We start from the raw sequence: 21,967 nt of genomic DNA on the forward strand, positions 1-21,967 counted from the left end.
ATCTCCGGTTACTAGGCCTGTTGAAGGATTGACTGTAGCAATGGCAGCATTATTTGTTGTCCAGGTACCCCCCGGAATTGTAGAGGCGAAAGTTGAAGTTCCGCCGATACAAACGGCTTGGTCACCACCCAGTGTACCTGCACTTGGCGGAGCGGTAACAGTCACGGTTCGTGTAGCTGTTGCGTCGGCACAACCTCCGGTTCCGGGCACGGTGTAGTTAATGGTAGCAGTACCTGCCGCTACCCCTGTTACTACGCCTGTAGATGGATTGACAGTGGCAATTGCAGAATTACTTGTTGACCAAGAACCACCGAGAACCGTGGAATAGAAAGTTTGAGTTCCACCTACACAAACATCTTGAATACCGCTCAAACTTCCTGCGTTGGCAGGGGCAGCTACGGTAATTGTTCCTGTTCCATTACAACTTCCTCCATTTGCTTCAATGGAGTAGGTATAAGGAGATCCAACGGAGCTATTCGGATCAGGGGTGCCACTGATTGTTAAGATATTAGAGGAGTAATTAAAGGTAATTCCTGCAGGAAGGCTAGTTACAATAACATTAGTCGCACCAATTATTTCATAAGTTATATTTACTATAGCTTGTTGCTCACAAACTGATTGATTAATTGTCCCAGCAGCAGAAGTCAAAGTTATCGGACACGGTAAAACCTCCATTTCCCTAAAGGCCTCCTCTATTGCGTCGGGATTTTCGGGCTCTATTTGGCTTTCTAATTCTTCCTCGACTTCAATTTCATCATGAAAAATTGTGGCGATAGGCTTGAATAAAATAAGCTTACCTGTATTGGTTTGGGTAAAGGAATACCAGCTGATCAGGATCAGTACCGATAAAAAGGTAAATTTTAATAAGCCTTTATTCATTTCTGCTTCTTAAAAAGCATTTTGACTACACAAAATTGCATTTTGTTTTTAAATAAATCAAATTTCCTCCTTACTATCTTATCGACTGACTTTTTGTGGATTGTTAGTTAAGGGATAATATTGGGGTGACTTGATTTTTATAATTCCTTTTCTGCCAGAATTGGGTAATCAGGAATTATTTTTCTTTCTATTCTATTATTTGATTTGGTGTATTGTTATGTTTTACAGCGCCTTAAAGATACGGCTAAAATAACATTCTAAACATTTTGTTATCAAAAAGCGACAGATTATTTAGTGGTTATTCATCTTAAGATTTTTTGGGCCACTCATTTAAATATTTGGGCCGATTATTTACCGGGAATCAGAAATTAAAACTTGGGTAAATACTGTCCTAGGATAAAAATCAGTTGGCTATGATGATTCCTGATTGAGCTAGAAATTGGGTTCTCTTACCTTAGGTAGGCTGGTGGTTATGAGTGGATTTTGCCAAATAACTTTTTTCTTGGAGAGGAAAAAAATAACCCCAGCCTTTCAGCCGGGGTCGTTTTAGGATTTATAGGAAGGGATATTATCCGTTCATCGATATCAAAAACTCGGCATTGTCCCGGGTTCCTTTCATACGCTGAAGCAAGAACTCCATGGACTCCTGAGAGGTCATGTCGCTCATCAGCTTACGGAGAATCCATACGCGCTGCATTTCTTCTTTGTCCATCAACAGGTCCTCTCTTCGGGTTCCTGAGCTGAGTACATCGATGGCAGGGTAGATTCTTCGGTTGGCCAGCTTCCGATCCAGCGCCAATTCCATGTTGCCTGTTCCTTTGAATTCTTCGAAAATCACCTCGTCCATCTTCGAACCGGTTTCTACCAGGGCAGTGGCGATGATGGTCAGGGAGCCTCCGTTTTCCACATTTCGGGCTGCACCGAAGAATCGCTTGGGCTTGTGCAAGGCATTGGCATCCACCCCACCGGAGAGAATCTTTCCGGAGCTTGGGACTACGGTGTTGTGTGCACGGGCCAGGCGGGTGATGGAGTCGAGAAGGATGACCACATCGTGGCCTACCTCGACCATTCGCTTGGCTTTTTCGAGTACGATATTGGCTACTTTAACGTGTCTCTCTGCCTGCTCGTCGAAGGTGGAGGAGATAACTTCTGCTTTAACTGAGCGTGCCATATCCGTCACTTCTTCAGGTCTTTCGTCGATCAATAAGATCATCAGATGGACTTCAGGATGGTTGACCGTGATGGCGTTGGCGATTTGCTGTAAGAGGACAGTCTTACCGGTCTTTGGCTGCGCCACAATCATGCCCCGCTGTCCCTTTCCGATCGGAGCAAAAAGGTCCAAAATTCGGGTGGAGTAGCCGTCCGGCTTGGTGGATAGGTTAAGTCTTTCCTCAGGGAAAAGAGGGGTGAGGTATTCGAAAGGAACACGGTCACGGATTTCGTCAGTCGTCTTGCCGTTGACAGTGCCAAGCTTGAGCAGGGCAAAGTACTTTTCTCCTTCTTTTGGAGGACGGATAGATCCTTTGATATGGTCACCGGTTTTCAGTCCGAAAAGTTTGATCTGACTTGGAGATACATAGATGTCGTCCGGAGATGCCAGGTAGTTGTAATCCAAAGATCTCAGGAAGCCATAACCCTCCTGCATGATTTCGAGCACGCCTTCATTCTCGATCACTCCGTCAAATTCCCGTGGGCTGACGAAAGGTTTTTTGCGGGGATTGCCCGGGATCGTTTCGGCTGCCGGCATCATTACTTCATCCTGAGACTTGAAGTTTTTGCGCTTGGGCAGTTCTACTTCTCCCTCAGGTCTTGGAGCTCTAGGCTCTTGGGTTGTCGGAGGGACAGGGGCAGGAGGGGTTTGTTCTGAAGTAGTTTCCTCTGCAATGCTTTCGGATACATTCACCTCTTCAAATACTCTCCTTCTTGGCCTAAAAGTTTTTGGTTCTTCCGCCGGAGTCTCGGAAGGTTCTTTTTTCTCCGGTCTTAGCTCTTTTACTTCGGGTTTGAATTCTTTGTTTTCCGGTCTGGGTTCACGTTCTGGTCTGGGTTCACGTTCCGGTCTCGGCTCGCGACGTTCGGGTCTGGGGGTGAATTCTTTTGGAGCTCTCGGTTCAGTTTTGGGAGCTTCTTTTTCCTTGGCTGCGGGAGTACTACTTGCCTCTGCTTCGGATGCAGCTTGGATCTCAGTGACGTTTTGTCTTCTGAACTTTGATTTGAATTCGGGTTGATCGGATGGAGCAGCAGGGGCAGGTGATTCGGGTTGTTTTTCTGCTGCTTCGAGGGCTTGGGTCTCTACGATAGAGGGCTTTTTCTTGGGGAGGGCTTGTTCAGGAGTGATTGCCTGCTGATCGAGTATGGCGTATACCAACTCGTCTTTCTTGAGAGATTTGAAGTTTTTGACTCCAAGCTCCTCAGCAATCTCCTTCAGTTCAGATAAAAGCCTGATTCTGAGTTCTTCTATGTTGTACATAAAGAGGGTGTGAGATAAATAAGATCTGTAAAATGCGGTTATTGGGATCGTGGATGATTTTCTGAGCAAAAAAGGTCTGCAGGAAAGACTCAAGTCAAAGTGGGCTGACTTGCTTCATACACGGTGATGGTACAATATTAAACGTTGTGGATGGATTTAACAAATTTTTTCTTTTTGCCTTGATTTTTTTAAACCTGATAGAATTCAGCCCATTAGCTGTCGGATGATGGGCAGGGATTTGAGTGGAGATGGATTGTCCAAATGCTCGGAGTGAAATTCCAGTAGGTGATCGAGAAGCTTTCTTCGCAACATCACGGGTATTCTGTATTGACTTTCATATCGCCGGGACAGTAAATCCTCCAAGTATTCCAAGGTGAGTCCGATTTCTTCCGGTGGAAAGGGATGGTTTACGGTTTCTACCAAAAACCCTTCTGAGGATTCCGGGGCAAACCCCAGGTATTTGGCTTTTTCGAGCAGGAATACCAAGGGGAAGTGCCCCAAAGTACTTTCCTGCCTGTCTAACACCAAGACACTTTCTTCCAAAAAATCAAAGAGCCATTCATTTTGATAGCCTTCGTAAATGCTTCGGTTGATCACCTCAGTCATAAACAAGGCGATGCTTGTACGGGCAAAATCAAAGGGAATCAGCCGGTGAGGGTGGACAATTTTGGCTTCGGAAATACGCTGAAGGCCAGCATTTTCCTTGTCATACACCACCAAATCGAGCATGGTTAGCGGCTGATAAAGTGCTATTTTACTGCCCTTTCCCTGAGTTCTGACTCCATTGACCAAGTAGGATTTAAGACCCAACTCCCGGGTGAAGATCTTCACGATGATGCTCGTGTCACCATACCTAAGGTAATTGAGCACGATCCCGGCGGTCTTTTTCAGCATGGTGAGAGGTCTTATTTTTTGTCCTCAAAGAAGCATTTGCGGCAGCGGGCTTCGTAGCTTTCCTTTTCACCCAAGACTACTTTTTCTTTTGCTTCGGTAAGCCGAAAGGAAAAAGCCGCCAAATCCCCGCACTTCATACAGATCGCATGCACTTTGGTGACATATTCGGCAATTGCCATAAGCCGGGGCATGGGCTCGAAGGGCTTGCCCTCAAAATCCATATCCAAGCCCGCTAGAATCACCCGTTTGCCTTGATTGGCGAGGATTTGCACCACGCGAACGATTTCTTCATCAAAAAACTGTGCTTCGTCTATTCCTACCACATCACAGTTTCCGGAAAGAAGAAGAATATCTCCCGCAAAATGGACCGGAGTGGACCGGATACTGTTTTCATTGTGTGAAACCACATCTGACTCATGGTATCGCTTGTCCACGGAAGGCTTGAAAATCTCCACTTTGAGCTTGGCCAATCTGGCCCGGTTTAGTCTTCGGATCAACTCTTCCGTTTTTCCCGAAAACATAGACCCGCAGATCACTTCGATCTGTCCTTTTCGCTCGGTTTGTTTTCTACTGCTTAGGGAGGGTTCTATAAACATGGTTAATCCGAATACTTCAGGTGTGGGAATTTGTTGATTTCGGCAACTTTGATGGTGAGCGTGTTCTTCAGTAAGTTAGCCTGACAGCAAAGGCGCTCATCGGGCTTGAGTCGGTTTTGGTTTCTGTAAAATAACTCCCGGTCAGTTTCCGGACTTAGGTTTTCCTGTCCTTCCAAGATGATCATTTTGCAGGTGGTACAACGACCTTTTTTACCACAAGCATGCATCCAATCGATGCCGTTTTCATGAATTAATTCGATAACTTTACGATCGGTATTTTCCGAATCGATCGTGAAATTTTCAAGATTTTGAATGATAATTCGGGGCATCAGTTCGTTTGCTTTTGAAAACAAGACCTACCCATGACAGTTCAAATTAACAGCAATTATTTAGAAAATTATTCCAAAGAATACGCCCAGTTGGTCTGTGATCGATTTTTTAACGGGCGGCAATTTATCACCGGACAGGAAATAATTCAGCTTACCAGTAGTACTCAGGTTAATTTTTTTGTGATCAAGAGGTTGTTTGAGCTTTGGCAGGAAGAATTGGCCAAGCTGAAAAGCAGCCCTTATTTCGATTACAGAGACATTGCGGTGCATGACGCTTTGACCCAGTTTATGAATGTGCTTTCGCGCAGGATCAAAGTGGAGAGAACCTATCTCGAGCCTATGGTCAATACGGCTGTGAAACAAGCAATCGAGGTGGCCACTGACCCGGTTTCTTTTTATCAGCGGGAGATCAGAAAAGCCCCTTCAGGTAAAATCAATGATTTCCTACGGGAAAATAAAAAATACTATAAGTGGAACGATAAGGTGGTCACTTTCCTGATTGATAAAGCAGGTTTTGGACATGATGTGGAAGCGTATCACAGGGCCATTTCTGCTAATTACCAAGTGATCAAAGATTCCTTGGAGTCAGTCAACTTGCTTTTAGCCACTTTGGGAGAGGTAAAAGCTTTCAATCTTGATCTCTATCTGGTGAATGAGCCTGCTGCTTCCTCTCCTGAGGCAGAAGAGGAAAAACTGCCTCAAGAACCGGCTCCTTCTTTCTTTGAAGACATAGAGGATGATCAACCCATTAGTCCAGCCCCTTCGCCCACTCCAGTCAAGGAACCAGAATTTGTCTCCAAGGTAGTCGGAACCCCGCCGGTTTTCAAAAGTAACCCTGCAAGTGCAGGGGTTATGTTGAATGCTTCGAAGCTGAGGGCACAATTTTCCTCTGAGTCTTACAAAGGAATGAAAGGAATCATGGGGGAATTGTCAGAGAGCCTTGCCCTCAATCAGCGCTTTATGTTTACCAAGGAATTGTTTGACGGGAATGCGGATTTGCTCCGTCATGCGCTCAAGTCCATCGACGTGGCGGGATCATTTGAAGCGGCGGTGGACCTGGTAAATTCACGTTTTGTGGCTGAATTGGGGTGGGAAACCGACTCCGAACCCGTCCAGGAGTTTATGCGATTGGTCTACAGAAAATTTTTGGATTGATATCCAAAAGGCATTAAGAGAAGAGCGGAAAATTCAGAGTTTCCCGCTCTTTTTTGTTTTCTGGAGAGGCAAATCTGCCTTAGCTGATTCTACCGAGTTGAGTGGCTCTTGAAGAGTCAAATTTGATAAAAATGAATAACAGAACGGTGAATGACCAGAGTGAAGATCCTCCATAGCTAAAGAAAGGCAGAGGAATCCCCACTACAGGGAACAGGCCAATAGTCATGGCGATATTGATCATGAAGTGAAAAAGCAGGATGGAAACGACTCCGTATCCGTATATTCTTGAAAAACGAGTTTTCTGCCGCTCTGCCATAATCACCAATCGATACAGGAGCCCTGCAAATAATCCTATCACCACCAAGCTTCCTATCCATCCAAATTCCTCTCCGAGGGTACAGAAGATAAAGTCGGTGTGTTGCTCAGGTACAAAGTCAAACTTGGTTTGGGTTCCTTCCAGGTAGCCTTTTCCCAACAGTCCTCCTGACCCGATCGCAATTTTGGATTGGGTCACATTCCATCCCACCCCTAAAGGGTCAATGTCGGGATTAAACAATACCATGATTCGGTTTTGCTGATGGGGAGGGAGTTTTGCTACCACAAAATCGATGGAATAGATGTAGGCGATTATACCGATTCCGATCAGGGAAAATGCCAGGATTCTTTGCCAGGTTCTTTTTCCCAGGAAAATAAGAATCCCTGCAAAAATCGCCACAGCAAGCGCCAGATAAAGATTATTGTCAACTCCCAAGGCCAAAAGAGTAATAGCTACAAATCCAAATCCCAGAATGTAATACCACTGTGGAAGGCCCTCTCTATAAAACATCAGCAAAAAGGAAAAATACACCATGGCCGTCCCTGTATCAGGCTGAAGCAAAATCAGGGCAATGGGGATGAGAAGGACGCCAAAGGCGATGATTTGATAGTTCTTTTTGGAAAGGTCAAACGTAGGTCGCTCCATGACTTTAGCCAAGGCCAGTGCCGTGGCAAATTTGGCAAACTCTCCAGGCTGAATGCGGAAATCTCCAAAGCCAATGGACAAGGTCTGTCCGTTGACCTCTTTTCCTACAAAGGGGGTCACGACCAGCAGCAACATGAAAATTACATAGATCACTAGGGAGAGGTTTTCAAAAAACCTATAGTCAGCCACCATAATGATGGTGATCAATGCGATAGCCGTACCGATCCAAACCAGCTGTTTTCCCGAATTGATCGAAAAGTCAAAAATGCTTTTTTCTACCTGGCTGTCATACACTGCTGCATAAATGTTGAACCAGCCGATGATGACCAAGGCAAAATAGATGGATACTGCGATCCAATCCACCCGGTTGATATGAATGTCTGATTCTCTCATTTAGTAAATAAAGTTTCCTGCCAGTACATACTGCTCCAGTTCCGGTCTGGTGATTTGACCTTTGATGTATTTCTCGATCATGAGGGAGGCTGTACTTGCTGCTGCCCGACCTCCCCAGCCTGCATTTTCCACATACACGGCGATGGCGATTTTGGGATCGTCTTTTGGAGCAAATGCAATAAATACAGAGTGGTCCTCTCCGTGTGGATTTTGGGCAGTTCCGGTCTTGCCCGCAATCACCAAATCCTTGATCACTGCCCGGTTGGCCGTACCATAAAGTGCCTCCGCCATGGCATCCTGTATCAGGTCAAAATGATGGGCATCAATCCCCACATCGTGTTTGATCTGGAATTTGCCGGGTATCAAAGTTGGATCGCCATCGACTGCCTTCACCAGATGAGGTGTGTAATAATACCCCTTATTGGCAAAAATTGCGGCTAGATTGGCCATTTGAAGTGGAGTCACTTGCATTTCACCCTGACCGATGGAAAGCGAATAGATCGTGGAATATTTCCACCTTCCTGGGCCATAGACTCGATCATACAGTTTGCTGGAAGGAATATCTCCCCCCTTTTCTCCCATCATGTCCAAGCCCAAGGGGGACCCCAAGCCGAATTTGATCACATGCTCTCTCCAGGCATTCAACCCGATCTCTGTGTCCTTAAAGGTATTGGTGGAGACCTCCTGATTGATGATTTGCCGAAAAGCCTGATGGTAATAGGGATTGCAGGAGTTACGGATCGCCCCAAACAAATTCACGGGATTGGGGTGATTATGGCATGCTACCAGAGACCGGTTGCAGGCAAAGGTGGAATTGGGAGTCAATATTCCCTCCTGAAGACCTATCAAGCTTTGGACAATTTTGAAAATCGATCCCGGAGGATACATGGCCATGATCGGCCTGTTGAATAAAGGCTTCGATTTATCGTTGTTTAGCCTTCGGTAGGTTTTGCTGAATTCCGCGCCTGTAAGCTCGTTTGGGTCGTAGAATGGAGCAGAAATCATCGCAAGGATTTCGCCTGTTTTGGGCTCAATCGCCACCACAGAACCAGTCTTCCCATTCATCAGCATTTCTCCGTAACGCTGAAGTTCTAAGTCAATGGTAGAAGTGATGTTTTTTCCTGCCACAGAGGCTGTATCGTATTCACCGTCTTTGAATGGGCCTTTGTCCACCCCGCGGACGTTCACCATCTTGTATTTTACACCCTTTTTGCCCCTCAGCTCATTCTCATAGTAGCGCTCCAGCCCGCTGAGTCCCACATAATCGCCCTGGGAGTAATATTTGAGGGTGTCTTTTTCAAGTTGGCCTGCACTGATTTCACCGATATACCCTAAGGCATGGGCAGCAGTGGGAGTGGGATAGGATCTGACCGATCGGGTCATGATAAACAGTCCCGGATAATCCACCAAAAAGTCCTGAATTCTGGCAAAATCAGTGGTAGAGATTTGCTTGATCAGGGGGGAGGGTTTTACTCGGGAGTAATTTTTTGCTGCTTCATACTTCTCGATCAATTCCTCCTTGCTGATCTTGAAAAGCTGACAAAAGCGGGTTGTATCTCCGACTTTAAATTCTTTCGGTACCACCATCAGGTCAAAAATCGGATTGTTGAACACCATCAGCTTACCATTTCGGTCGTAAATCAACCCGCGATAGGGGTGGTCTACAATCCGCTGAATAGCATTCCGTTCAGCTCTTTTCATAAAGCTGTCATCCAGCACTTGGATCATAAAAAGCTTGGTAAGCAGTACAATACTCACCAAGAAAATAAAGATGAGAATGACTACAGGTCTTTGGTCTTTCATCTGATTACACCTTGATTTTTTATGGTCATCCTGATAGCTATTGGGAGGAATCTCGCACAGCTTAGTTTCATGCTCGTTTGAAATTTTTAATGCTGCTCGATTTCACGTGATTATAATTGTTTCTCCAAGGTCACATGGATTATAATTATCCCCGTTTCTGACCGTAACAACATGCTCGATTTCATCAGATTCCTCTCCTGCGTTTGAAGAACAGTAGTTGGACAAGTATAACCAAAAGCGTGGTGAAAATCGCGGAAAACAAGCTTTTGTTGATTACCCCCAAAAAGCCTCCGGTACCCCATTGGTCAGCAATAAAAAACACCAGGGAATACAAGAAAATCAAGGGAAACGCGTAACTGACAAATCTTCCAACCCCAATCTCTGAAAGGCTTGGAACTTCTGCTTCGTCATATCCTCCCGTTGGGCTGGTTGCTTTGAGCCAAAGTGGTCTTACAAAAGCCAAGGCCGTGGCTGCTGCGGCGTGCATCCCTATCGTTTCATAGAAAACGTCCAGAGCAAAGCCAAGCAAAAATGCAATGATCAACAGCGGAACAGTCCGAATGGAGGTCGGTAAAATCAAAATCCCCAAGAGGTACAAAAAACCAAATGCGACTCCAAAAAGGGCCAGGTTTTTCAATAAAAAAATCTGAACCAATCCCAATAGCAGCAGAAGGAGCGTAAAAGAGATTAAAGTTCTAATATTCATTGGTCAATTCAGCTTGACGATATAAAGAATCCAATTCGTTGAATCTGGTGTTTTCGACCAGATAGACATAAGTTAATTTACTGAAATCTGCGCTCAGCCTCACGGTCAGATCCAGATAATTGGGATCTTTTTTGTCAGCCTCTACTTTTGAGATGATTCCGATGAGAATTCCTTCCGGAAATACAGCATTGAATCCTGAGGTGATCACAGAGTCCCCTTCCTGTGTTTTCACGTGTCTGGGTACATAGAGCAGTTTGGCTTCTGCCGCATCTGCTCCATTCCACTGCACAGAGCCAAACACTTCGGTGGATTTGATCTTGGAGGAAACGAGCAAACTGGTATTCAGCAAGGAAAATGCCACGGAATAGTTTTCGGAAACAGATTTTACTCTTCCCACAGCACCTTCGGAATTGAATACGCCCATACCGGGTTTGACACCGTCTTTGGACCCCTTATTCAGGGTAAGGTAATTCTGAGAAAACCGAAGTGAATTGGCGATTACTCGGGCTCCTTTGAACTGAAAATTCATTTCCAGTGCGGAATCAAGGGCAATTGGCATGCTGTCCGGCTTGGATTGCAAGGCCAAGAGTTCACTCATGATCTTGGCATTTTCTTCGGTCAATGCTTCATTGGCATCTGCCAAAGAAAAAAACTGTACCACGTCGGCCTGCTTTTGCAATACCGATCCGATTACTGCATTCGAACTGTTGAAGAAAGCTGCACCCTGGGGAGAATTGTTGGAGACAATCATCCAGACTGCCACCACTTCTAGAAAAACAAATAAAAGAAATGCCCTTATTCGATAAAGGAACTGTAGGATGCGTAGCATTCAGTACTTAGGTCATCAGAACGGTTCGGAAGTTTTGGATATTTTTCAGGGCAGTGCCTGTTCCTCTTACTACAGCACGAAGCGGATCTTCGGCAATGTGGATAGGCAATTTGGTTTTTTGATGAAGGCGCTTGTCCAACCCTTTCAGCAAAGCACCACCACCGGTCAGATGGATACCATTGTCATAGATGTCGGCCGAAAGTTCCGGTGGAGCGATCTCCAAGGCTTTCAGGACCGCTTCTTCGATTTTTGAAACGGACTTATCCAGGGCAAAAGCGATTTCTGAGTAAGACACTTTGATCACTTTGGGAATGCCTGTCATCAAGTCCCTTCCACGGATTTCATAATCTTCCGGAGCATCATCCAGCTCAGTCAAAGCCGAACCAATGGCAATTTTTACTTTTTCGGCAGAGCGCTCCCCGATGAGCAAATTGTGTTGACGTCTCATGTAATCCAAGATGTCCTTGGTGAAGGTATCACCTGCTACACGGATAGATTGGTCAGCCACGATGCCGGACAGAGCAATCAATGCGATCTCGGTAGTACCACCTCCGATATCCACGATCATAGAGCCCATGGGCTTTTCAATATCAATACCGATACCAATTGCTGCTGCAATTGGTTCGTAGATCATGTACACCTCTTTGGCACCGGCATGTTCGGCAGAGTCACGAACTGCACGCTTTTCCACTTCCGTAATTCCGGAAGGAATACAGATGACCATGCGGTGAGATTGCGGGAACATACCTTTTTTCTGACCGGGGATCATTTTGATCAGGCCTCGGATCATTTGTTCTGCCGCATAGAAATCAGCAATCACACCATCCTTGAGAGGACGGATAGTTTTGATGTTTTCGTGGGTTTTTTCGTGCATGTTCATAGCCTCTCGGCCGACTGCAAGAACCCGATTGTTGGTTTTGTCTATCGCAATGATGGACGGTTCGTCCACCACGATTTTGTCTTTATGAATGATCAGGGTATTGGCTGTACCCAAATCGATGGCTATATCACTAGAGAAAAAATCAAATAATCCCATTTTGAAGTGTTGAGTTGGCTATGAACTGGATATTGGAGTTTAAGATAGTACCTGAGTACGGTTTTTAAACGTGGGTCGGCAAAATTATTATCTTAAATCGACAAAACTGAGGGAAAGAAGATTTTTTTGTTTTTAAATCACATTTCGTTTTTCAAGGACGATATCAGAATGTTTCCTTTGATTTTTCTGAAGAAAATGCTGAATAACCTCAGCTTTCATTTTGGTCGTTTTGTATTTCGGGATTCTTTATATTACTTTTGTGCCGTATTCGAAAGTTTCTGGAGGGGACACAAGTCCCCTCTTTCATTATCCTTACTTATGACTGAGCTGAAACAAACGATCCAAGAATTGGTAGATAAGCACCTTCCGGACCAAAGCCATTTTGTGGTGGAGGTAAAAATGGAGGAGAAAGCGGGCAAAACCAGGCTTTTGATTCTCATTGACGCGGATCAGGGATTGACTATTGATTCCTGTGCTTTGGTAAGCAGAGCGGTATCCGAAGAGCTTGAAGCCAAAGATCTGATCGGTCAGGCCTATGTCTTAGAGGTGTCCTCGCCAGGTTTGGATTATCCGCTGAGCAGCCGTAGGCAATACCTTAAGAATTTGGATAGAGAGCTAAAAGTTCTTTTGAGTTCAGGGTCAGAGTTGACCGGAAAGCTTTTAGAAGTAGGTGAATCTGAAATCAAATTGTTGGTCAAAAAGAAGGAAAAAGGGAAAAAGGCCACCGAAGAGGAAATGGTGGTTCCTTTCGAGCAAATCAAGAAATCAATCGTACAAGTATCTTTTAAATAACTCCAATGGATGCCAAAATCTTAATAGAATCCTTCGCAGAGTTTGCGAGATCTAAAAATGTGGATCGACCTACGATGATCCGTATTCTGGAAGATGTATTCCGAGCGATGATCCGTAAAAAATTTGAGACGGATGAAAACTTCGACGTGACTATCAACGCAGACAAGGGTGACCTTGAGATTTTCCGTATTCGTGAGATTGTGGATGACAACTCTGAGGATATTTGGGATTTTGACAAGATCAGCTTGAGCGATGCGCAAAAAATTGAGCCTGATTTTGAAATCGGTGAGGAAGTTTACGAGAAAATCGAACTGGAGGAATTCGGAAGAAGAGCGGTCCAAATGGCTCGTCAGACTCTGATTCAGCGTATCAAGGATCTTGAAAAGGACATCCTATACAATAAGTATGAGGAGCAAGTTGGAGAAATTATTTCTGCAGAAGTTTATCAGATTCTAGGTCGCGAAATTCTTCTGATCGACGGAGAGGGTAATGAATTGATTCTTCCAAAAGGAGAACAGATTCCTAAAGACCGATTCAGAAAAGGAGATACAGTAAAAGCTATTGTCCACCGAGTGGATATGATCAATGGTAATCCTAAAGTGATCCTGTCAAGAACATCTCCGGTGTTCCTGGAGAGATTGTTTGAAAATGAGGTGCCTGAAGTGTACGATGGGCTGATTACCATCGTGAAGATCGTTCGTGAACCGGGAGAAAGAGCCAAAGTAGCTGTAGAATCGTACGATGACCGCATCGATCCGGTAGGCGCCTGTGTGGGGATGAAAGGTTCTCGAATTCATGCAGTAGTGCGTGAACTTCAGAACGAAAACATAGACGTGATCAACTACACGGATAATTTGGAGCTTTATGTTTCAAGGGCTTTGAGCCCTGCCAAGGTCTCCTCTATCAGTGTCAACCCAGATTCCAAGCGAATCTCTGTGTTTTTGAAGCCAGATCAGGTTTCCCTTGCCATTGGCAAAGGCGGCTTTAATATTAAATTGGCAAGCCGATTGGTAGGTTACGAAATTGATGTATTCCGTGAATTGAATGAATACGACGATGAAGATGTGGACTTGAATGAATTCTCTGATGAAATTGATCAGTGGATCATCGATGAACTGAAGAAAACGGGTTTGGATACCGCCAAGAGTGTGTTGGCGCTGACCAAGGAGGATTTAATCCGAAGAACTGAGTTGGAAGAAGAGACTATTGATGAGATTTTCCGAATACTCAGAACAGAATTTGAACAATAAGGGGAATTAACCCCGAAGAATACCCTAATTTTATTTAAGATTTCGAAAGAGGTTTTTGCTTATGTCAGAAGAAAAAATGATGCGATTAGGCCAGATAGCCAGAAAGCTCAACGTGGGTACGGCAACCATCGTGGAGTCACTGGCTAAAAAGGGCTATGAGGTAGAGAACAATCCCAATTCCAAGATTAACATGGATCAAGTGGCCATGCTGGAAAAGGAGTTCAAATCCTCTGCCCTTGAAAAGGAAGAAGCTTCCCACCTATCCATAGGGAAGCGTCATGAGCCTATATCGCTCGAGCCTGAAACACCAAAGCAGGAAAAAGCTCCCGAGCCTATTCCAGCCCCGGTTCATAAGGAAGAACCCAAGCCGACTCCAGTTCCTTCAGTAAAAGCCGAGGAACCCCAACCTGAGAAAATCACGCCTGAAGCTCCAAAGTTGGAAGGGATAAAAATCCTGGGGAAAATTGACCTGGACAAAAAGCCGGCTCCTACCCCTACCCCTGCTCCAACTCCGGCTCCGCAACCCAAACCTGCTCCAGCTCCAACGCCGGTTGTGGAAAAAGCTCCTGAGGCTCCAAAACCTCAGCCAAAGCCACAACCCCAACAGCAAGCAGCGCCACAGCCTAGACCAGAGCAAGTTCAAAAGCAGCCCGTTCCCGCTCCTCAACCTAAGCCGGCTCCTGAGCCAGTGAAAGAGCAACCAGTAGAAAGCGAATTGATCTCTGCAAAAGCGGATTCCTTAAAAGGCTTGACCGTGCTTGGAAAGATCGAGTTGCCAGTGGACCGTGCCAAGAAAAAAGGAGGACCAGTAGCTTCTTCTGACGAAAAAGGAAGAGACAAAAAGCGACCTAGAAAACGTATTGACAAACCTGGAGCTCCAGGTCAATCTGCCGGGCAAGGTGGAGGCCAAGGTGGTCAGAACAGGCCTCAAGATCAGCGTGGAGGAAAACCAGGTCAGGGTGGAGGCCAACAGCAAAAGGGTGGACAGCAGCAGAAAGGCGGAGGAAATCAGCCACAGCAGCAACGCTTGCAAAAGGCTGAGCCAACCCAAAAGGAGATTCAGGATCAAATCAAACAGACTTTGGCTAGACTTCAGGGCAACAAGCCCGGAGGAGGAAAGACAAAGACAAGAAGAGATAAACGCGCAGATCGTGACCGAGAGGTAGAATCAGAAGGCGAAGAGTCAAAAGTATTGAAGGTTACCGAATTTATTTCGGCAAATGACCTAGCCGCCTTGATGGATGTTTCGGTGAATCAGGTCATTTCTACCTGTATGTCCTTGGGTATGTTCGTTTCGATCAACCAGAGACTGGATGCAGAAGCCATCACCATTATCGCGGATGAGTTCGGCTATGATGTGGAATTTACCAAGTCCATCGAAGACGAGATGGAGGAGGAAGCGGTGGATTCTGAAGAGGAATTGGAAGAAAGAGCACCGATCGTGACCATCATGGGTCACGTAGACCATGGTAAAACCTCTTTGCTAGACTACATACGCATGTCCAAAGTGACTGCGGCTGAAGCGGGCGGTATTACCCAGCACATTGGTGCTTACGATGTGATGACCAAGACTGGGCACAAAATTGCCTTCCTTGATACTCCGGGTCACGAGGCATTTACAGCGATGCGTGCTCGTGGTGCCAAAATCACTGACGTGGCCATCATTGTTATTGCAGCTGATGACAGCATCATGCCACAGACCAAAGAGGCCATCAACCATGCTCAAGTGGCGGGTGTGCCGATGATCTTCGCGATCAATAAGGTAGATAAGCCAAATGCCCGTCCTGAGAAAATCAAGGAAGAACTGGCAAACATGAATCTCTTGGTAGAAGATTGGGGAGGTAAATATCAATCCCAGGAAATATCCGCAAAAACGGGTCAAGGCGTAGATGAGCTCTTGGAAAAGGTGTTGCTTGAGGCAGAAATCCTCGAACTGAAAGCCAATCCAAATAAAAATGCTGTAGGAACAGTCATCGAAGCCTCCTTGGACAAAGGTCGCGGATATGTCGCCACCATCATGGTTCAGGCAGGTACCCTTCGAATCGGTGATATCATGCTGGCAGGTCAGCACTATGGTCGTGTGAAAGCCATGTTTGACCACAAGGGCAAAAAGCTGAAAGAAGCAGGACCTTCCACTCCGGTCCAAGTATTGGGTCTCAGTGGCGCTCCTCAGGCAGGGGATACCATTAAGGTGTACGACACAGAAAGAGAAGCCAGAGAAATCGCCAACTCCAGAGAGCAAATTCAGCGTGAGCAGAGCTTGCGTACCAAGAAACACATCACCTTGGATGAAATCGGTCGCCGATTGGCAATCGGAAGCTTTAAGGAACTCAACATCATCATCAAAGGTGACGTGGACGGTTCTGTGGAGGCACTTTCTGATTCCTTGCTCAAACTTTCCAAGGATGAGGTGAAAGTGAGCATCATTCATAAAGGGGTGGGTCAGATCTCTGAATCGGATGTATTGTTGGCCTCTGCCTCAGATGCGATCATCATTGGATTCCAGGTTCGTCCTTCTTCCAACGCCAAGAAACTGGCCGAGCAGGAAGAGATCGAAATCCGTCACTACTCCATCATTTACGATGCGATCAATCAAATCAAGGATGCGATCGAAGGTATGTTGGAGCCGGAATACGAAGAAGTCATCACTGGTAACATTATCGTGCGTGAGGTATTCAAGATCTCCAAAGTGGGAACAGTTGCGGGTTCGTATGTGACCGATGGTTTCATTACCAGAAAGAACAAAATCCGCATTATTCGCGATGGTATAGTTATCCATGAAGGAGAAATCGATCAATTGAAGCGATTCAAGGACGATGTATCTGAGGTGAAGGCTGGATACGAATGCGGTATCTCCATCAAAAACTTCAACAATATCCAAATCGATGACACGATCGAAGGATACGAGATGAGAGAAATCAAGCGCAAGAAATAAAGATTCTGACTTGAAAATAAAAAAAGGAACGGTGAAAGCCGTTCCTTTTTAGTTTTGGGCTATGCTAGAAGCTTTCAAAGTCTTACTGCTGATTTCTCTGGTGATCTCACTTGTCTTGCTTTTGGCAGGACTGGTCCGGCCTGTCTATGCATTATGGTTTTTGGCCCGGTTCAATCGTCTTAAGGTGATCAAAGTATATGGAATTGCTTCTTTGATTTTCCTCGGCATTTGGGTCTTGCTCTAGAATCAGAATAATTTTTCATATAAGAGAGAATTTCCATAAATCCATCTGTTCTTCAAAAAAAAGGATTCTGAAATTTTATTTTTCGAAGATTTTCATCCATTTTTCAATTTGTAAACTTGTAGCCTTGAGAAAAGCACTTGCCATAGTATTACTTCTTTGCTTTGCCATTTTTCACTTTGGCTACTATGCTTTTTATTTCTCTGCCAATATTTCTATAGAAAACCGTTGGAAAGACCAAATCTATGGCGATCAAATTGGGCAGTTGGAGGAACGAATGTTGGAAATTCCACTCAACGCTCCTTATATGTCCAATCAGGAGGAATTTCAGGCGACCAATACCCGTTTTGAGAAAGACGGTAAGTACTTCAGAGCGATTAAGCAGCGTTATCAAAATGATACTCTTCAGGTGGTCTATGTGCCGGATACTGCTAGAAAAGCCCTGGATTCTACTGTAAAAAAATGGATTGCTTCTTTGGTTGATGATGAGTTGCCTCAGGATCAAAGCGGCAAAAGCTTTCTCAAATTATTCGCAAAAGACTATCTGGAAACAGACGTATTCGGTTTGGAGTCTCCAAGCCGCATAGGTTATGAAATAATGATTGGGTTTATTTTTTCACCTTACATGAGTCCTTATTTCACCTTAGACTCTCCGCCTCCACAGCTGGGGTAATCTTTTAATCATATACGGTTTCCAAAAAGGGAGCAATCTTACATTTAGGTCTTACCAAACTAGGACAGGTCTATGGCACGTTTGGAGGTCGAAAGGCGGTTTGATTCATGCTTTACAGCCTTCTGACGCCCAACTACTCTTTGGGTTTATGCTATGGATTACCTAAGGATTTCCTTTTAAGATGATTCCCTGATTCTTTGGATTCCTGCCAGTTCCATTTTATCGATAAGTCCAGGCGTATGGTCTGGAAAGTTCGATGGAATCATCTTTTCCTCAATTCACTATCTATTACTATGAATTTCAAATCCAGAATTCTGGGCTTGCTTTGCGCAAGCTTGGGAATCGCTACTATATCTTTGGCACAAACCCCCACAGATGGCCTGATGATGCCCAAAGGGGAGATTTGTATTGCTGTTGTGTATGAAAATTCCTCCTGGGGACGTTACTGGGAGGGTACTTACTCGAGAGAGAATGCAAATATCGGAACCTTCACCAGGCAGATGCTGATGCCAATGGTGGTAGGCGGAATTACAGACAAAATCAATTTTATTGTAAGTCTTCCCTATGTAAAAACTGCCGCTACCGGCGGGCAAATGGCAGGGGTCGAGGGTATCCAAGATTTGGGTCTATCCCTCAAAGCTCAGGTAGTTGACAAAGCACTGGGAAAGGGGAAACTGATGGGTTTCACCAACCTCAGCTTTAGCACGCCAGCATCCAATTACCTATCGGATTATATGCCTTTTAGCTTGGGATTTGGTGCTAATGAACTTGGCCTGAGAGCTATCGGTCAATATGAATTGGATAAAGGGCCTTACCTCAGGGCTTCATTTGCCTACCTACACCGAGGGACAACTGAAGCGGAACGGGATTTTTATTACAATGATGGAGCATATTACACCTCTACCATGGATGTGCCAGATGCCATTCATGGTCAATTGGCTTTAGGTTCTTGGTTTTTGAATAAAAAACTCAGAGTCGAGGCCAGCCTGACTACTTTCCGCTGTGCCAATGGAGACGATATCCGGGTATACAATATGCCTCAGCCTACCAACAAGGTGGACTTTGATCGGATAGAAGGTTTTGCACAGTATTATTTTACCGGCGGACGCGGCTTTGGAGTGATCGCTTACTATAACCACATGTTTTCAGGTCGAAACATGGGACAATTTTCAGGATTTGGTCTGGGAATGACCTACCAGTTTAAGGCCTTTTAATCTACCATTCTTATGAAAAAATACTTCTACCTCATTATAACTCTACTGTCCTCTGCTTTTCTCTTAAATGCTTGTGTAGAGGATTTGCCAACTCAATATGAATATACCGGCTATGAATTTGCGGACCTCGACCCAAATGCTGGCCAGTGGAAATTGGTCATTCATACCTCTAACGAGCAGGTAGCTATTCCAACTCCTCCTCAGACGGGTTCTTCTGAATTAAACAGGGAGCTAGCAGAGGCCAAACAAAAAATCGCAGCGGCGACTTCTGCACAAAGGGAATCTGTCAAGTATTGGACCAATAATCCGCTTTTACGATGGAATGAAATCGCATTAGAGCTAGCTACCAAGTATAATCTGATACCTGCTCCGAATCCCGATGGAACCTATCCTTCGCCGGATCCTGCCAACCCTGGAAAATATCCACTTTTTCCATACTCCCATCCTCCTTATACCAGCCGAATGTTGGCGTATTTGAGTGTGGCCCAGTACGATGGTCTGATCATGGCATGGCATTACAAATACAAATTCAAGCGGGAAGCTCCCTATCAGCTTGATCCACAGATCAAGACTGCCTATGAGTCTAACAATCTCTTTTCCTACCCTTCTGACGGTGCGGTAATCGCAATTTCATCCCGGGAAATTTTGACGGCCATGTTTCCTTTGGAAAAAGAATATCTGGCTCGAATGGCTGAAGAGCATTTGGAATCTTTGATTCTTGCTGGGATCAATGTTTCCAGTGATGTGGAAGCAGGAAAATTAATCGGTGCAGAGGTGGCCAAAACTGCTTTGGCTCGTGCATCTACCGATGGGATGAGAAATGCGCAAACCAACAAAGCCAAATCAGATTCGATCAAAAATGCCGCGAAGGAAAGATTTGGATGGTTCTGGGAAAATCAGGAATCTCCCCAACGCCCCGTTGGATTGGCTCCACTATTCGGAAAAGTACGCCCTTGGAATATCCCTAATGTGGAAGCTGTACGGGTGGGACCTCCACCAGCCCCAGGATCAGCAGAGTTTAACAAGGATGCGGAAGAGCTGAAAAGATTTGCTGCAAATCTGACTCCCGAGCAGCGTAGAATAGCCAATTTCTGGAATGATGGGCTGAATACTTACACTCCTCCCGGACATTGGAACCGTTTTGCAAAAGAAAAAACCGTGGCATATCGCCTTAGTCCGGTGCGTACGGCGAGGATATTTGCCTACATGAATATGGCGATTATGGACGCCGGGATCAGTTGCTGGGATGTGAAATACTACTATCACTATCCACGACCTATTCAAACTATTCCGGGATTCAAGACTATTTTGGGGACGCCTAATTTTCCTGCCTATACCTCAGGGCACAGTACATTCTCTGCAGCAGCAGCTGAAGTTTTATCTTATTTCTTCCCAACAGATGCCGCTCAGTTTAGAAAATGGGCGGAAGAGGCGGCACTGTCCAGAATATATGGGGGAATTCATTACCGCTTTGATGCCGAGGTGGGATTGGAACAGGGCAAAAATGTAGGTTCCTATTCTGTGGCTAAGGCCAAGCAGGATGGAATCGATTAATAATTAACCTCAAAGCACTATGAAAAAGATTATACTATCCCTAGCAATTGGGATTTTCTCATACATGAATTCTTATTCCCAAGGATGTGTCGCTATCCGTCAATTCTCCGGAATCGCTAATGCTGTGGGTCAGCTTAATGTTCAGTCCAAAGGAGATTGGAACCTCAGCACCAACTATCGGTACTTCAAATCCTTCAGGCATTTCAGAGGCACTCATGAAGAGCCTGAGCGAGTCGAGCAGGGGACAGAAGTGATCAATTGGTCTCACGGAGTGGATTTCAACGTCAGCTATGCGTTGACAGATAGACTTTATGTTTTGGCTTCTTTGCCTTTTGCTTACAATGAAAGAAGCTCACTTTATGAGCACGGGAGACAATCCCGGCACATGTCCTATTCAGGAGGATTGGCTGATGTCAGAGTTGGGGCAGGATATTGGCTTCTATCAGGAGAAAGAGCTGCAAAAGGCAATCTGTCTCTGGGGCTAGGATTTAAGCTGCCTACCGGAAACTACAATGCCAAAAGCACCTTTTACAATGTCGGGCCGAATGGAACTTCACAGATTCGCCCAGTTGACCAAAGCATCCAACTGGGTGACGGCGGATTTGGGATCACTATCGAGTCTCAAGGACTCAAAGAATTCAAATCTTCCCTTTTCGGGTATTACAATGCCTTTTATTTGCTTAATCCCCGAAACACCAATGGCACCCAGACCTTTCGCGCCAGACCAAGTGAGGCAATCATGAGCGTGCCTGATCAATTTGGCTTGCGGGCAGGTCTTTTCTATGGGGTCAAAAAAATCCACGGATTGGGATTCTCCCTAGGAGGTAGATTGGAGGGAGTTCCAGTCCGGGATGTGATAGGGGAAAGTGATGGTTTCCGTCGTCCGGGATATGTCATTTCCGTCGAGCCGGGAGTGAGTTACATGTTGGGTAATGTGACTGCGACCCTCAACGTGCCGGTAGCCTTAGTCAGAAACCGGACCCGCAGCCTTACCGACATTGCCGATTCGACTCCAGAAAATATACGTCATGGGGATGCTGCCTTTGCCGATTACCTGATCAACTTTGGCGTGGCTTGGAGGATTTCTAAGAAAGAACCAGCTGTATTTAACTCACTTTAATGGACACAAGCCCGAAATGTGTGAATTCGGGCTTGTCTGTTTTTCCACAGCTGCACATTTCAAATGGGAAGGTTTTTCCAGCCTTCCCATGAAATTGGGCTTTTGTCAGTTTCATTTTCTACTGAAAAAATCATCCT

The 21,967-nt window shown here is 45.3% G+C and carries 19 protein-coding genes; 9 read left to right on the top strand and 10 right to left on the bottom strand.

Annotated elements, in window-relative coordinates; all coding sequences use genetic code 11:
• From DDT91_RS05585 to DDT91_RS05605, 5 genes are all read right to left on the bottom strand, one after another.
• On the bottom strand, positions 1-879 hold an 879-nt coding region (locus DDT91_RS05585), incomplete at its 3' end, for an Ig-like domain-containing protein (RefSeq protein WP_187175165.1).
• A 568-nt stretch (positions 880-1,447) separates the two neighbouring features.
• Positions 1,448-3,349, bottom strand: coding sequence for a transcription termination factor Rho (rho, locus tag DDT91_RS05590; RefSeq protein ID WP_187175166.1), 1,902 nt, complete (start codon positions 3,347-3,349; stop codon positions 1,448-1,450).
• A gap of 204 nt (positions 3,350-3,553) precedes the next feature.
• Positions 3,554-4,243 (bottom strand): DNA repair protein RecO, encoded by a 690-nt coding sequence (recO, locus tag DDT91_RS05595; RefSeq protein WP_187175167.1) that lies wholly within the window; start codon positions 4,241-4,243, stop codon positions 3,554-3,556.
• Positions 4,244-4,254: 11 nt separating this feature from the next.
• Entirely contained in the window at positions 4,255-4,839 is a 585-nt protein-coding gene (locus tag DDT91_RS05600; protein WP_187175168.1) for a thymidine kinase, read from the bottom strand.
• A 2-nt stretch (positions 4,840-4,841) separates the two neighbouring features.
• Positions 4,842-5,168 carry a 2Fe-2S iron-sulfur cluster-binding protein gene (locus DDT91_RS05605; RefSeq protein WP_187175169.1) on the bottom strand — a complete coding sequence of 109 codons (327 nt, stop codon included), beginning with the start codon at positions 5,166-5,168 and terminating at the stop codon, positions 4,842-4,844.
• A gap of 33 nt (positions 5,169-5,201) precedes the next feature.
• Here DDT91_RS05605 and DDT91_RS05610 point away from each other — a divergent pair, with 33 nt between their 5' ends.
• Complete coding sequence (locus DDT91_RS05610) at positions 5,202-6,323, top strand: hypothetical protein (RefSeq protein WP_187175170.1); 1,122 nt, start codon at positions 5,202-5,204, stop codon at positions 6,321-6,323.
• Between the two features lie 79 nt (positions 6,324-6,402).
• On the opposite strand, the gene rodA is transcribed toward DDT91_RS05610, so the two are convergent.
• The 5 genes from rodA to DDT91_RS05635 form a co-directional block, all read right to left on the bottom strand.
• Entirely contained in the window at positions 6,403-7,677 is a 1,275-nt protein-coding gene (rodA, locus tag DDT91_RS05615; RefSeq protein WP_187175171.1) for a rod shape-determining protein RodA, read from the bottom strand.
• Entirely contained in the window at positions 7,678-9,480 is a 1,803-nt protein-coding gene (gene mrdA / locus DDT91_RS05620; protein ID WP_187175172.1) for a penicillin-binding protein 2, read from the bottom strand. It lies immediately after the preceding gene.
• A gap of 184 nt (positions 9,481-9,664) precedes the next feature.
• On the bottom strand, positions 9,665-10,186 hold the full coding sequence (locus DDT91_RS05625) for a rod shape-determining protein MreD (protein ID WP_187175173.1): 522 nt from the start codon (positions 10,184-10,186) through the stop codon (positions 9,665-9,667).
• A complete protein-coding gene (gene mreC / locus DDT91_RS05630) occupies positions 10,176-11,015 on the bottom strand; it encodes a rod shape-determining protein MreC (protein WP_187175174.1) in 840 nt (279 codons plus the stop codon). The genes DDT91_RS05625 and mreC overlap by 11 nt, the downstream gene beginning before the upstream one ends.
• 7 nt (positions 11,016-11,022) lie before the next feature.
• A complete protein-coding gene (locus DDT91_RS05635) occupies positions 11,023-12,051 on the bottom strand; it encodes a rod shape-determining protein (RefSeq protein WP_111394575.1) in 1,029 nt (342 codons plus the stop codon).
• 318 nt (positions 12,052-12,369) lie between these two features.
• Between DDT91_RS05635 and rimP the strand changes: the two genes are divergently transcribed.
• From rimP to DDT91_RS05675, 8 genes are all read left to right on the top strand, one after another.
• Positions 12,370-12,843, top strand: coding sequence for a ribosome maturation factor RimP (rimP, locus tag DDT91_RS05640; protein WP_187175175.1), 474 nt, complete (start codon positions 12,370-12,372; stop codon positions 12,841-12,843).
• Positions 12,844-12,848: 5 nt separating this feature from the next.
• Positions 12,849-14,093, top strand: coding sequence for a transcription termination factor NusA (gene nusA, locus DDT91_RS05645; RefSeq protein WP_187175176.1), 1,245 nt, complete (start codon positions 12,849-12,851; stop codon positions 14,091-14,093).
• Between the two features lie 61 nt (positions 14,094-14,154).
• Positions 14,155-17,028 carry a translation initiation factor IF-2 gene (gene infB / locus DDT91_RS05650; RefSeq protein WP_187175177.1) on the top strand — a complete coding sequence of 958 codons (2,874 nt, stop codon included), beginning with the start codon at positions 14,155-14,157 and terminating at the stop codon, positions 17,026-17,028.
• A gap of 61 nt (positions 17,029-17,089) precedes the next feature.
• Positions 17,090-17,272 carry a hypothetical protein gene (locus tag DDT91_RS05655; RefSeq protein WP_187175178.1) on the top strand — a complete coding sequence of 61 codons (183 nt, stop codon included), beginning with the start codon at positions 17,090-17,092 and terminating at the stop codon, positions 17,270-17,272.
• A 124-nt stretch (positions 17,273-17,396) separates the two neighbouring features.
• A complete protein-coding gene (locus DDT91_RS05660) occupies positions 17,397-17,942 on the top strand; it encodes a hypothetical protein (RefSeq protein ID WP_187175179.1) in 546 nt (181 codons plus the stop codon).
• Positions 17,943-18,235: 293 nt separating this feature from the next.
• Entirely contained in the window at positions 18,236-19,156 is a 921-nt protein-coding gene (locus tag DDT91_RS05665; protein WP_187175180.1) for a transporter, read from the top strand.
• Positions 19,157-19,168: 12 nt separating this feature from the next.
• Positions 19,169-20,710 carry a phosphatase PAP2 family protein gene (locus DDT91_RS05670; RefSeq protein ID WP_187175181.1) on the top strand — a complete coding sequence of 514 codons (1,542 nt, stop codon included), beginning with the start codon at positions 19,169-19,171 and terminating at the stop codon, positions 20,708-20,710.
• 19 nt (positions 20,711-20,729) lie between these two features.
• Positions 20,730-21,830 carry a hypothetical protein gene (locus tag DDT91_RS05675; RefSeq protein ID WP_187175182.1) on the top strand — a complete coding sequence of 367 codons (1,101 nt, stop codon included), beginning with the start codon at positions 20,730-20,732 and terminating at the stop codon, positions 21,828-21,830.
• Positions 21,831-21,967 lie beyond the last annotated feature (137 nt).

The organism is Algoriphagus sp. AK58, assembly GCF_014324365.1.
Classification (GTDB): Bacteria; Bacteroidota; Bacteroidia; order Cytophagales; family Cyclobacteriaceae; genus Algoriphagus.

Coding starts and splice junctions, on each gene's coding strand:
- rho (WP_187175166.1), bottom strand. CDS start 3,349: ATGTACAACATAGAAGAACTCAGAATCAGGCTTTTATCTGAACTGAAG.
- recO (WP_187175167.1), bottom strand. CDS start 4,243: ATGCTGAAAAAGACCGCCGGGATCGTGCTCAATTACCTTAGGTATGGT.
- DDT91_RS05600 (WP_187175168.1), bottom strand. CDS start 4,839: ATGTTTATAGAACCCTCCCTAAGCAGTAGAAAACAAACCGAGCGAAAA.
- DDT91_RS05605 (WP_187175169.1), bottom strand. CDS start 5,168: ATGCCCCGAATTATCATTCAAAATCTTGAAAATTTCACGATCGATTCG.
- DDT91_RS05610 (WP_187175170.1), top strand. CDS start 5,202: ATGACAGTTCAAATTAACAGCAATTATTTAGAAAATTATTCCAAAGAA.
- rodA (WP_187175171.1), bottom strand. CDS start 7,677: ATGAGAGAATCAGACATTCATATCAACCGGGTGGATTGGATCGCAGTA.
- mrdA (WP_187175172.1), bottom strand. CDS start 9,480: ATGAAAGACCAAAGACCTGTAGTCATTCTCATCTTTATTTTCTTGGTG.
- DDT91_RS05625 (WP_187175173.1), bottom strand. CDS start 10,186: ATGAATATTAGAACTTTAATCTCTTTTACGCTCCTTCTGCTGCTATTG.
- mreC (WP_187175174.1), bottom strand. CDS start 11,015: ATGCTACGCATCCTACAGTTCCTTTATCGAATAAGGGCATTTCTTTTA.
- DDT91_RS05635 (WP_111394575.1), bottom strand. CDS start 12,051: ATGGGATTATTTGATTTTTTCTCTAGTGATATAGCCATCGATTTGGGT.
- rimP (WP_187175175.1), top strand. CDS start 12,370: ATGACTGAGCTGAAACAAACGATCCAAGAATTGGTAGATAAGCACCTT.
- nusA (WP_187175176.1), top strand. CDS start 12,849: ATGGATGCCAAAATCTTAATAGAATCCTTCGCAGAGTTTGCGAGATCT.
- infB (WP_187175177.1), top strand. CDS start 14,155: ATGTCAGAAGAAAAAATGATGCGATTAGGCCAGATAGCCAGAAAGCTC.
- DDT91_RS05655 (WP_187175178.1), top strand. CDS start 17,090: ATGCTAGAAGCTTTCAAAGTCTTACTGCTGATTTCTCTGGTGATCTCA.
- DDT91_RS05665 (WP_187175180.1), top strand. CDS start 18,236: ATGAATTTCAAATCCAGAATTCTGGGCTTGCTTTGCGCAAGCTTGGGA.
- DDT91_RS05670 (WP_187175181.1), top strand. CDS start 19,169: ATGAAAAAATACTTCTACCTCATTATAACTCTACTGTCCTCTGCTTTT.
- DDT91_RS05675 (WP_187175182.1), top strand. CDS start 20,730: ATGAAAAAGATTATACTATCCCTAGCAATTGGGATTTTCTCATACATG.